Here is a 12,071-nt window from a genome sequence, read left to right on the forward strand (position 1 = left end):
GCCGCGGCCAGGACCCCGAACGCGGATCTCGATGCGGATCCCGATCCGCCCGACGCCGGCGGGCGCCCCCCGCGGGCGGACAGGGGCGGGGCGGTGGGGCGGCCGCTCAAGACACCGCCTCCGACCGCTTTTCCGGCCCGGCCACGCGGCAGACGGCCAGGTAGAGCGACAGCAGCGCCAGAAGCGCCACCTCGCGCGAGCGGGCGAATTCCGCCAGGTCCAGGCTCTCCCAGATCCGCTGCGGGAAATAGATCACGAAGGCCGACAGGACGATCGCCCCCATGACCAGCGGCCGGCCGCGGGCAGCCATCAGCAGCGGGAAGGCCATCACCGCCAGCGGCGCCAGGTCGTAGTCATGCGCATAGACGAACAGCACCGACAGGGCCAGCAGCGGGCCGATCAGCCAGATGCCCTGGTAATGCCGGCGGAAGCCGTAAAGCAGCAGCGTGCAGAGCAGCGCCACCGGCAGGCTCGAGGGAATCAGCACGTCCTGCGTGGCCAGCAGGCTGCGCAGCCCGAACACATGCTTGAAGGCCAGGGCGTTATAGGCGCCGTCCTTGTAATCCGTCAGCGACCGGATCCAGGCCAGCCACGAGCCCTCGAGCCCGTTCACCCAGAGCGGCCAGCTCGACATCAGCACCACGGTCAGGGCAGAGGCGGCGACCAGCTGCCAGCGCCGGTCCAGCAGGAACCAGATGCCGGTCAGGAAGACCAGCTGCGGCTTGATGGCGGCGATGCCCAGCAGGATGCCGGCCAGCAGGTCGAGCCGCCGGCTGGCGAGGAGCCAGCTGCCCAGCAGGAAGGCGGCGGAAAACAGCGTCGTCTGCCCCATCCAGACCACATGGGCGGTGAACGGGTTGCCGATGATCACCGCCCAGGTAACGATCTCGGCCGCCCGGAGCTGCCGTTCCGGCACGTCGCCGCCCGACGGCTCCTGGCGGATGGCGCCATGCACGAAGGCCAGGATGCCCAGGATCGCGGCAAGGTTGATCGCGCCGATGATGACCTGCGCCACCCGGATCGAGCCGGCCGACAGGGACAGGGCGAAGGGTGCGGAATTCGGCGGATAGGCGTAGCTGACCGAATAGATGTTCACGATCCGGTCCATCTGCGCCTTGAAGGCGGCCGGGTCATAGGGTGTCGTCCCCTTTTCCCACATCTCGCCCGAGACATAGAAATACAGCGCGTCGAAGGAAAAGTAGTTGGGCCCGCGCGCCAGCCCGGCATAGCCGAAAAGCGTCAGCGCGACGATTGCCAGCAGCAGCATCGCCAGCGGGATCGCATGCGACGGCCGGAACGGGGCACGCCCGCCAGAAATATGCACTTGTCACCTCACCACCATGCCGGGCCCCGCTGATTCGCAGGGCGGCTCCTACGCATCTTTGGCATTTTTGCCGATGCCGGTCATCCTGTCCAACGGGGCAGATCGGCGGCCGGACCGGCCGCAGACCGGCCGGGGCAGGGCCTTGGGACCGGATGGGGCAGGGGCCTTGCCGGCCGAGGGGCGGCAAGGCCATGGCAGGGGTGGCGCCGGGCACCAGCATAGCGGCCCGGCGCGACGGATCGCGTCCGGCGCGGCTCAGACGAAGTCGAACACGTCCGAAAGCAGGATGGTATCGCCGCCGCCCAGGCTCAGCAGCGTGCCGTCGCCGGTTTCCCGCGCCGAATAGCTGCGCCCGCCCAGGTCCAGGATGTCCAGGTCGGAATCGAAGCCGAAGACGGTGTCGTGGCCGTCGCCGGCGCGGAAGATCAGCCGGTCGCGGTCGCCGTCGCCATGTTCGGCCTGGCCGATCCACAGCTGGTCGTTGCCGTCGCCGCCGTTCACCGTGTCCCTGCCTTCGTCCGCCACCAGCGTATCGTTGCCGCGGCTGCCGATCATCCGGTCATGGCCCCAGCGGGTGTTGAAGTTGAACCCGGCGCCGTTTGCCGCGACCGTGGCATTGGCGCCGTTGATCGTGTCGTTGCCGGCATGGGTCCAGCCCAGCTCGAAGCCGAAGAAGCGCAGCGAGGAGGGGCCGCCGATATTGGTCTGGGCATGGCCGTTGAAGTTGCCCTCGGGGCCGATCGCGGTGATGGTCACCCCGACACCGCGGATGCCGACGGCCTCGTTGCGCGCCGTGACGTCGCCGTCCTTGATCCAGACGTTGATCAGGTCGCTGCCCGCGCCGCCATAGATCGTGTCATGGCCGGGATTGTGGGTGTTGTTGCCCGAGCCCCAGCGGATGTTCTCGCCGCCGGCGCCGCCATGGATCAGGTCGTTTCCGGTGCTGGAATGGATGAAATCGTCCCCGGCCCCGGCCAGGATCGTGTCCCTGCCGGCGCCGGCGTCGATGATGTCGTTGAAGCGCGACGCGACGATGTCGTCATGGCCCCCGCGCGAGAAGATGGTCAGCCCGTGCTGCGGCGTGCCGGCATGGGGCGCGTTCAGGGCCGCCGCGCCGCCGCGGATCACATCATTGCCCATGGTGCCGAAGAACCGCTCGATGCCGGCGAAATGCAGGCTGTTGCCGCCGATCTGCGCCGTGCCGCCCTCGGTGGTGGAGAAATGCACCCGGGCGCCCAGGGTCCCCTCGAGGATCAACCGGTCGCCGCCGGGATTGCCCGGCGTATAGGGGTTGGCGTCGAACTTGTCCCCGACCGCGCCGCCATGGATGCTGTCGTTGCCGCGGCCGTTGCGCCAATAGAAGATGTCGGCCCCGTCCAGGCCCCAGAGCACGTCGTTGGCGACGGTGCCCCGCATTGCGTTGTCGAGATTCGATCCTCGGATCACTGCCATGTCAAACTCCGGGCAAGTTGGTTTTGCGAGGGCGGTATATAGCGGCAATATTTGTCTAAATCGTTAGGGAAACAGGAAGGCGACGGCCTTCCGGCAAAAACTCGCGCCTTGCGGCGGGATTCACAGCGGAACCCCGCCATGCCACCGGAAATGCCGGAATTCCGGCGCAATGCCGCGGCGGGGCGCTGCCATTTTTCCGGGCATGAATCCTGCGCGGGGGCCGTGACCGGCAAGGAATGATTTGGTGCATTCAACCATGCGTCGCCTGATCACAGCCATGTTCTCGTGCAACGTGCGCACCGGCGCAGCCTTGATATCGGGGCGAGAATCAAGCGGGCGGCGGGCGCGTCAGGGGGTGGCAGTCCGGCTGCTCGCCGGTCCGTCTGTCGAACAACTGAAATAGTGATCAACTCATGCTCGGGACTCAATCCTAAGATATTGATTTTACTTCATACATGGATCCTCATTCTTCTGATTTGTCCACTTTCATCGCAATTCGTGGCCATCGAAAGTTGCCTTGCCGCCAAAGAAAAAGGCCGCCCGAAGGCGGCCTGACGAGTCTGGCATCTGATGGAGGGCAGGGCCGGATTGGCCTGCCGATCGCGGATCAGGATTCCGCCGTGCTCTCGATATGCTCTTCGAAGATTCTGGGGGGCGGGCTACCCGGTGCAGGATGGTGGCATTCATCCCGCAACGAGCCGAAAGCGTCCCATTTGCTGCCCCGCCGCGGCATCGGCGTCGGATCGCAGCCGGCCTGGAGGATTCGGAATGCCCGACGGATCCCGACTTCCCCTCGGAGGTATAGGCCCAACCGCAGGTGGAGGCGGCATCCTGATCCTGCGCGGAAAGGTCGTCGAAAGCGGCATCCGGCCCGAATTCCAGCGCGGTGCCCGGCAACTCCGTCACCCGGATGCTTTGTTCGAGCGGCAGGCAGTCCAGCCATGTCGGACCAGGGCGCCCTGCAATCCTGTCAGCGATATAGGTCTGGAGCGGGGATCCGGGGCAGGGTTCGGCATTGCGGGCGATCTCCTCCAGCATGGCCGTGGCTTCCGGAACGCTTCCGGCAAAGACGCCCTTTGCTTTGGTGTACCGGTCCCGGATCTTGCCCGGCGGTTGTGCAAAGGCGGGTCAGTTCATCAGGATCGCCGATGGACAGAACGAAGGGATCAAGGCCGGGATCATGCAGGAAGGTCCCGATGGGGCCGCGGATATGGAAAGCGGCCATGCGCGCCGCCCAGGACAAATGGGTTTCGTCGGTGCAGAACGGCAGCAGGAGACAGAGGCGGGCCATGCTCCTGCCCGCCGCCGCCGGGCCCGCGCGCGGACAGGCGGGTCATTGGCCTCGTTCCGGTCGGGATCGATCTGCGGCCAGTCCGGGGCAAGGAAAACATTGCCGCCAAGCGGGCAGCCTTCCTGCATCGCCCAGAATTCCGCAAAATGGGCGATGTCCAGACAGGATGCCCCCGCCTCCAGGGCAAACTCGATCGCGCCGACCAGGGTTTCGATGCAGCGGCCAAAGCGATAACGCGCGCCATGGAACAGGCGCGGGATCAGATCACCGTCAAGCGGCGGCTCAAGCCCCGCAATCCGGCAATATTCCCGGATCACCCCAGAGAAGCTTGCCCCGTCCGTCACTTCCGAAACCGGCGGCAGGATCAGCGTCGAAAGCCGGCGCTGGACCTGCGGAGCGGAACGGACGATCTCGTGCAACCTCTCGGTGCCGGAAAGGATCGGGATGACGGCCTCGTCACCCTGCATGAGGGATTTGAGAGCGCGCAGGATCAGGTGGCGATCAGCGCAAAACAGGTCATGCGCCTCGCCGATCCAGAGAACGGCGATGCCCAGATCCTTGAGCTGGCCCCGGAGGGTTTCCCAAAGGCGCCAGCCTTCGCGGTTGGCGGTGATCACCGGGTAACCACTGCGCTGCAACAGCGCACCGGTCATGCTCTTGAATGTGGCGGGGCTGGGCACGCTGGCATCGAGATAGTGCTGCCCCGTCGCTCCGGACAGGACCGAGTGCCGTTCCAGGGCGCGGGAGATCAGCGTGGTCCTGCCGCCGCCGGCGCCATCTACCACCATCACGCCGCGAGTCTCGCGTCCCGCGGAAAAACGCTGCGGCTCGGGCAGCAGGTTGCCCGCCTCATCCAGGCACAACAGCCGGTCGAGATGGGTGGTGAATGCGGCGTCCCTTGGCGTATCGACGCGGAGCTTGCGCAGTTTCTGAAGGATCGGGGCGGCCTCAGTGGGATTGGGCATGGGGTTACCCCGTGATGGACCAGGGTTGCGTTGCGGGGGCCGCGTCGGGCAGGTCGGGAATCGTGGGGGCAAGGCCGATGCCGAAGCTGGCGCTCGCGTTCATGGCATCGATCTCGGTGATCGGCGTGCCGAGCAGTTTCCCCAGATAGCGCGCCCAGGCCGATTTGCCGATGCCAGGAGGACCGTCCAGGAGCAGCGGCTCCAATCTGACGCCGGGAAGGCCGTCGTGGACCGAGCGGCGCAACGACCACCAGACCGATTCCGAGGCGGGGTCGCACCAGGGAAATTCACCGTGCAATCGGGCCGCGATCTCGTCAGCATGGGCTTCCGAGACGATGCTGACAAGCCGGACACCGTCGTGCAGCTTTTCCAGGCGGGCGCGATCCTCGACTTTCTGGCGACCGAAACCGCTGATCGCGTCCCGTGCTTTCAGGATACGCTTGATCCGTCGACGGATCCGGTGCCGGTCGGCAATACGGATCATCGGCGCGTTCTTTGCCTCCGGCTCAATGCGTTCCCGGACTTCGTCATCGGCAAAAGGATCCACGCCGTGCAGTTTGCCCAGATGCCGGAGAAACCGATCCTCGAGCGACGCGAGCGTTTCTCCGGGATCGAAGGTTCGGACGAGAAGGAACGGGATGCGGGACATGAGAGATTCCTTTCGGCAAAGTGCGACCGGCGGCCAGCAAGCACTCGGCCGGGCTGTAAGTCAGGTCTGGATGGCTGCAGGGCAGGGGGCGCACGGACGAATGCCGGCGGGTTTTCATTCAGCGCGTGTGATCGGGAATATGCTCAGGGCAGGGTGGTGATTGCGCCAGGACCGTGAGAGGACGTTGTCGACCCCGACGTCTGCCAGCAAAGCCTTGATGAAACTCATATTGCAGCATCGTGATCGCCTTCGAAACATGGCTCCGCCGTTCGGGAAAACGGCGCTTTCCGGCGGGGTCGCGAGGATTAGCTCCGGAGTTCCGGTAGCCGTCAGGCCGCGCCATCGCTTAGGAACGGATTGACACGACCTTGCCGGGCAGCGTCTCGACCGTCAACGATCTGGGTCTGGGTCTGGGCAGCAGATCGCGGCCACAGGCACCGGTTTGAAGAGTTCAACCAAGGAACTGAAACTCATAGTCTTTAGTCAGGGTCAGTCGCGGCGATGGGCAATAATGGGTTGTAGGGAGGACAAAAAAAAGGGCCCGAATGGCCATTATTTCAGTGGTAGGACACGCACCACAGCCTGACCGAGAATTTTTTTGATAATGGAAATTATGTAATATATCGGCCATCGGATGCCGGGCCAGACCAAAGGCGCTTTGCCTTGAAACCGCGGTTGATGCTAAACCGATCTCGAACCCACAAGGAAGGAGATCCCATGGCTGTCCGACCTCCCGTCTGCGACTTCGGTGCAAAGGCCCCGGATTTCGCCTTGCCCGATCCCGATGGCCGGATCGTCGCCTTTGCCGATATCGCCGGGCCGCGCGGCACGCTGGTCATGTTCATCTGCAACCATTGCCCCTATGTCCAGGCGGTCATCGACCGCATCCAGCGCGACGCGGCCGAATTGCAGGCGCTCGGCATCGGCGTGGTGGCGATCTCGGCCAACGATGTCGCGGAATATCCGCAGGACGCGCCCGCGCACATGAAGGCCGAGGCGCAGAAGCACGGCTTCACCTTTCCCTATCTCTACGACGAAAGCCAGGATGTCGCCCGCGCCTATGGTGCCGAATGCACGCCGGATTTCTTCGGCTACAATGCCGCGGGAGAGCTGCAGTATCGCGGCCGGCTGGACGCCTCGGGCCGCAACCCCGGCGCGCCGGACGCGCGGCGCGAGCTGTTCGAGGCCATGGTGCAGATCGCCGAAACCGGGCATGGTCCGCAAGAGCAGATCCCGTCGATCGGCTGCTCGATCAAATGGAAGGCTTGAATGAACATCTGCTTTGCACCCTGCCCCGTGGTCTTCGATCTGGACGGCACGCTGATCGACAGCGCCCCCGACATCCATGCCTGCGTGAACGCCGTGCTGCGGCTGCACGGGGTCGCGCCGCTGACCCTCGATCAGGTGCGCGGCTTCGTCGGCGGCGGCGTGGACCTGCTGTGGCGGCGGGTGGTCGCCGCAACGGCGCTGCCGGTCGAGTCGCATCGCGACTTGGTGACCTCGTTCATGACCCGCTATCACGACGCGACCAGCCTGACCCGGCTTTACCCCAATGTCGCCGAGGCCTTGGGCACGCTGGCCGACCGTGGCTATCCGCTGGGCCTGTGCACCAACAAGCCACTGGGCCCGGCCCGGGCGGTGCTGGACCATTTCGGCATCGCCCAGCTGTTCCGGGTGGTGATCGGCGGCGATTCCCTGCCGCAGAGGAAGCCCGATCCGGCACCGCTGCGTGCCGCCGTCGCTGCCCTGGGCGCCAGCCCCGAGGCGCCGCGTGCCGTCTATGTCGGCGACAGCGAATTCGACGAGGAATGCGCCCGCAATGCCGGACTGCCCTTCCTGCTGTTCACCCGGGGCTATCGCAAGACCCCGGTCGAGCAGCTGCGGCACCGGGCCAGTTTCGACGATTTCGCCCGGCTGCCGCTGCTGGTCGAGGAGGCCGCCGCCATCGGCTGATGGGGCCCGGCCGATCCCGCCGGCACGGCAATGCTTGACAGCGCGGCGAAACGGCGGGATCCGTCGCGCCAGGCCGTCACCGGCCTGAACGAAGCCCAAGGAGTCGCGATGGACCTGCGCCAACTGACCCCGGATCTGGCCGTCTCGGCGCAGATCCAGCCCGAAGACCTGCCGGCGCTGGCCGAGGCCGGCTTCCGCGTGCTGATCAACAACCGTCCCGACGACGAGGTCGGCCCGGGTGAGGATCACGAGACCATGCGCCAGGCGGCCGAAGCGGCGGGCATCCGCTATTTCTTCAACCCCTTCACCCCCGGCCGCATCACCCCGGACATGATCTCGGCCCAGGCCGAGGCACTGTCGGCGCCGGGCCCGAAGCTGGCCTATTGCCGCTCGGGCAACCGCTCGACGGTGCTCTGGGCGCTGGCCCAGGCCGGCAAGGAGCCGGTGGCGGACCTGATCGAGACCGCGGCACGGGCCGGCTACGACCTGTCCGGGATTCGGCCGCTGATCGAATCGCTGGCCGCGCAGGAGCGCTGAGCGACGGCGCGGGTTTCGGGGCGTCCCGGAACCCGCAGCGCCCGGCCGGGGTTGATCCGTCAGGGCCGGGGCCGCGGGCGCATCCCGCGGCGGCCGAAGCGGAGGGAATCTGCCTTGAACTCGATCATCTATCTTGTCGGCCTCGTCGTCGTGGTGCTGTTCATCCTGGGGATGCTGGGCCTGCGCTAGGCGCGCTTGCGATTGACGCTGGCCTTTCGCGCCCCTCTGCGTTACCGGGGGCGCAAATTCTGATAAAGGCCCCCTATGGACATCCGCAACATCGCGATCATCGCCCATGTCGACCATGGCAAGACCACGCTGGTCGACCAGCTTCTGAAGCAGTCGGGCAGCTTCCGCGAGAACCAGGCCGTGGCCGAGCGGGTGATGGACAGCAACGACATCGAGCGCGAGCGCGGCATCACCATCCTCGCCAAGGCCACCTCGGTCGAGTGGAAGGGCACCCGCATCAATATCGTCGACACCCCCGGTCACGCCGATTTCGGCGGCGAGGTCGAACGCATCCTGTCGATGGTGGACGGGGTCTGCCTGCTGGTCGATGCGGCGGAAGGCCCCATGCCGCAGACCAAGTTCGTGACTTCGAAGGCGCTGGCGCTTGGCCTGAAGCCCATCGTGGTGCTGAACAAGGTCGACAAGCCCGCCGCCGAGCCGGACAATGCGCTGAACGAAGTGTTCGACCTGTTCGCGAACCTGGGCGCCAGCGACGAGCAGCTGGATTTCCCGCATCTTTATGCCTCCGGCATCGGCGGCTGGGCCGACGAGACGCTGGACGGGCCGCGCAAGGACATGTCGGCCCTCTTCGACCTGGTGCTGCGCCATGTCGAGGCGCCGAAGCAGATCGCCCGCCAGGACGAGCCCTTCCAGATGCTGGCCACCACGCTGGGCGCCGACCCGTTCATCGGCCGCATCCTGACCGGCCGGGTCGAGGCCGGCCGCGCGAAGGCCGGCGACACCATCAAGGCGCTGTCGCGCGACGGCGCGCGCATCGAGCAGTTCCGCATCTCCAAGGTGCTGGCCTTCCGCGGCCTGACCCAGCAACCCATCGACGAGGCAGTGGCGGGCGACATCGTCACCATCGCCGGCATGTCGAAGGCGACGGTGGCCGACACGCTCTGCGCGCTCGAGGTCGAGACCGCCCTGCCCGCCCAACCCATCGACCCGCCGACGATCAGCGTCACCTTCGGCATCAACGACAGCCCGCTGGCCGGCCGCGACGGCAACAAGGTGCAGTCGCGGGTGATTCGCGAGCGGCTGATAAAGGAAGTCGAGACCAATGTCGCGATCAAGGTCGAGGACACGCCCGGCGGCGACGCCTTCGTCGTCTCGGGCCGCGGCGAACTCCAGATGGGCGTGCTGATCGAGAACATGCGCCGCGAAGGCTTCGAGCTGTCGATCTCGCGCCCGCGGGTGATCTTCCGCGACATCGACGGCGTGCGCCACGAGCCGATCGAGGAAGCCATCATCGACGTCGATGACGAATATACCGGCGCGGTGATCGACAAGCTGACCGGCAACCGCAAGGGCGATCTGGTTGAGATGAAGCCCGCCGGCCATGGCAAGACCCGTATCGTCGCACATGTGCCCTCGCGCGGGCTGATCGGCTATCAGGGCGAGTTCATGACCGATACCCGCGGCAACGGCGTCTTGAACCGCATCTTCCACAGCTGGGCGCCCTACAAGGGCCCGATCCAGGGCCGCCGCCAGGGCGTACTGATCTCGATGGAGGACGGCGTGTCCGTGGCCTATGCGCTGTGGAACCTGGAAGAGCGCGGCAAGATGTTCATCGGCGCGCAGGAACAGGTCTACCAGGGCATGATCATCGGCGAGCATTCGCGCGACAACGACCTGGAAGTGAACCCGCTCAAGGGCAAGAAGCTGACCAACGTCCGCGCCTCGGGCACGGACGAGGCGGTGAGGCTGACGCCACCGGTGCGCATGTCGCTGGAAGAGGCCATCGCCTATATCGACGACGACGAACTGGTCGAGGTGACGCCGAAAAGCATCCGCCTGCGCAAGCGCCATCTCGACCCGCATGAGCGCAAGCGGCAGTCGCGCGCCGATGCCTGAGCCGATACCCCGTTCCGCAGGATTACGGACTTCCGCAATGCCGGAAGTCTGTTAGGCCTGCATTCCCCAAGTGGCGTGTCGTTTGAGGTGAAGATCGCCTGTATCCGAGCGCTAGACAAGGATTTTCTGCCGCAAGCGGCACCTGCGGTCGCGCAGACTGCTGGATCTGGACGGATCAGACCGCGAAGCCGCTGTTTCCTTGCCCAGGGGCGGCGTTTTTCAGCGCAGCGGACAGATCTGTCCAGCCGCTTTCGTTCAGTTTGAGCGTGGATCGCGATCATGCGCATAGCGGTGGCGCTCGCAATCGGCGGATAGCGGCGAGGATGGCGCGTACCATCGTGCCGGTGACAGCGACCTCGGCCAGCTGGAAGGTGATGGTGCGGGCGTGACGGACCACACGTGCCCCGATCTTGATCAGCTTCAGTTGCAGGCTGGTCAACGACCAGTCGGCCATGGCCTCGGGCAGCTCGATGCAGCGCAAGAAGGTGGCCAGGTTGTACGCCAGGGCGTGCAGTTGCAGCCGCACCTCATTGTCGCGGAACTTCCGGCACGACAGCCGCGTCCAGCGAAAGGCGTATTTGCCCTCTTTGATGTGCTGCTCGGCGGTGCCGCGCTGGTTGTAGAACCGCACCACCCAGTCCGGCTCCATCGGCAGGTTGGTGACGATGAAGCCGACACGCGGGAACAGTTCGCCCGGATGCCATTCGATCTTGGCGATCACCCGGCGTTCCTTGTCCCAGGACGCCGCCTGATACTCGAATTCCTCGAAGAACCGCTTGACCTTGGTCAGTGACGGCCGCCCGACAGGGCGCGTTAGCCGATGCGCGATCTTGTCCTTGAGGACCGCGTTTGCGGGCAGCCGGATGGCGTAGAAGAACCGCGCTTCTTCCAATCGCTCATAGATCGCCGGGATCGCGTAGGCAGCATCGGCCCGGAAGAACCTGCCACCAAGGTCGCGCTCCGCGTAGCGCGCAATGACGGGGTCGAGAACATCACGCCAGCCATCGGCGCTGTGGACGTTGCCATGGCGCAGGGCGCAGCGTTCCAGCATCCCGAACTGGTTGAACAGAAAGTTGGGGTGATAGCAGCTACAGTCGAAATGGCCATTCCAGGCAGACCCTTCCTGGTCGCCATGGGTCGGGCTGACCGAGCTGTCCATGTCCAGAACGATGTACTTCAGCCCGTTACGGTCATGGAACCGGTCGATCCATTGCCCGTTCAGGTCGGCCAGCGCGGCACGGTTCCCGGCCAGAGCCAGCGTCTCGGTCTCGAACCGTCCCATCTGCGATGCCGAGGCCGCTTGTGCATCGACCGCTCTGCCGCCGACAACTTGGCGCATGACCGGATCGCAGGCGAGACGGTTGGCGTCGTTGACATCCTCGTATCCGGCCAGCCGCCCAAAGACTGATTGCCGGAACAGGCCGTCGAGCCGATGGACCGTGTTCTTGCCAGAGCGAGTATCGCGCAGCGCCGCTGACGCCAAATCGGACAACCCGAGCGCGTCATCAAGCTCGCGCATCACCAGAAGGCCGCCGTCGGAACTGAGCTGCGTGCCGCGAAATTCCAGCCGCACGCGAGGGTCGAAATCCACCCGATCTGCCCGTTGCAAGCCCGCACCCTCTGGGTGATCCATGAAACGCGCCCCTCGCAGCCTTCAACACCATGTTTTATATAGGAAATATAATGGTCAGGACAGCGAAATCAGCGCCTTACTTGGGAAATGTGGGTCAAGATCATCTCTACGTGGGAGGTGACCTTGGCACGCAATCTGATGTCCGACGACGAATGGGCATTCTTTGAGGGCTTCATCCGAGC

At 65.4% G+C, this 12,071-nt stretch carries 10 protein-coding genes; 4 read left to right on the forward strand and 6 right to left on the reverse strand.

Translation table 11 applies throughout. The features are described 5' to 3' along the window. Positions 1-106: 106 nt before the first annotated feature. From I9P22_RS11155 to I9P22_RS11175, 5 genes are all read right to left on the reverse strand, one after another. Positions 107-1,267 (reverse strand): glycosyltransferase family 87 protein, encoded by a 1,161-nt coding sequence (locus I9P22_RS11155; RefSeq protein WP_199259551.1) that lies wholly within the window; start codon positions 1,265-1,267, stop codon positions 107-109. A 312-nt stretch (positions 1,268-1,579) separates the two neighbouring features. Then, the gene (locus I9P22_RS11160; RefSeq protein ID WP_199259552.1) at positions 1,580-2,776 is read right to left on the reverse strand and encodes a calcium-binding protein; all 1,197 of its coding nucleotides are present in this window, start codon (positions 2,774-2,776) and stop codon (positions 1,580-1,582) included. A 486-nt stretch (positions 2,777-3,262) separates the two neighbouring features. Then, entirely contained in the window at positions 3,263-3,814 is a 552-nt protein-coding gene (locus tag I9P22_RS11165) for a hypothetical protein (RefSeq protein ID WP_199259553.1), read from the reverse strand. A 90-nt stretch (positions 3,815-3,904) separates the two neighbouring features. Continuing rightward, positions 3,905-5,032 carry a TniB family NTP-binding protein gene (locus tag I9P22_RS11170; protein ID WP_233253336.1) on the reverse strand — a complete coding sequence of 376 codons (1,128 nt, stop codon included), beginning with the start codon at positions 5,030-5,032 and terminating at the stop codon, positions 3,905-3,907. A 4-nt stretch (positions 5,033-5,036) separates the two neighbouring features. After that, positions 5,037-5,681: a P-loop NTPase family protein gene (locus I9P22_RS11175; protein WP_199259554.1), complete on the reverse strand. Its 645-nt coding sequence runs from the start codon at positions 5,679-5,681 to the stop codon at positions 5,037-5,039. A gap of 717 nt (positions 5,682-6,398) precedes the next feature. Between I9P22_RS11175 and I9P22_RS11180 the strand changes: the two genes are divergently transcribed. From I9P22_RS11180 to typA, 4 genes are all read left to right on the forward strand, one after another. Next, complete coding sequence (locus I9P22_RS11180; RefSeq protein WP_199259555.1) at positions 6,399-6,950, forward strand: thioredoxin family protein; 552 nt, start codon at positions 6,399-6,401, stop codon at positions 6,948-6,950. Then, positions 6,951-7,634, forward strand: a complete 684-nt coding sequence (gene gph, locus I9P22_RS11185) for a phosphoglycolate phosphatase (protein ID WP_199259556.1) — start codon at positions 6,951-6,953, stop codon at positions 7,632-7,634. A 108-nt stretch (positions 7,635-7,742) separates the two neighbouring features. Next, a complete protein-coding gene (locus tag I9P22_RS11190; protein WP_199259557.1) occupies positions 7,743-8,171 on the forward strand; it encodes a TIGR01244 family sulfur transferase in 429 nt (142 codons plus the stop codon). Positions 8,172-8,435: 264 nt separating this feature from the next. Beyond that, complete coding sequence (typA, locus tag I9P22_RS11195; RefSeq protein WP_199259558.1) at positions 8,436-10,256, forward strand: translational GTPase TypA; 1,821 nt, start codon at positions 8,436-8,438, stop codon at positions 10,254-10,256. A 277-nt stretch (positions 10,257-10,533) separates the two neighbouring features. On the opposite strand, the gene I9P22_RS11200 is transcribed toward typA, so the two are convergent. After that, a complete protein-coding gene (locus tag I9P22_RS11200; protein WP_006473457.1) occupies positions 10,534-11,889 on the reverse strand; it encodes an IS1380-like element IS1247 family transposase in 1,356 nt (451 codons plus the stop codon). Positions 11,890-12,071 lie beyond the last annotated feature (182 nt).

This window comes from Paracoccus binzhouensis, from assembly GCF_016446475.1.
Taxonomy (GTDB): domain Bacteria; phylum Pseudomonadota; class Alphaproteobacteria; order Rhodobacterales; family Rhodobacteraceae; genus Paracoccus; species Paracoccus binzhouensis.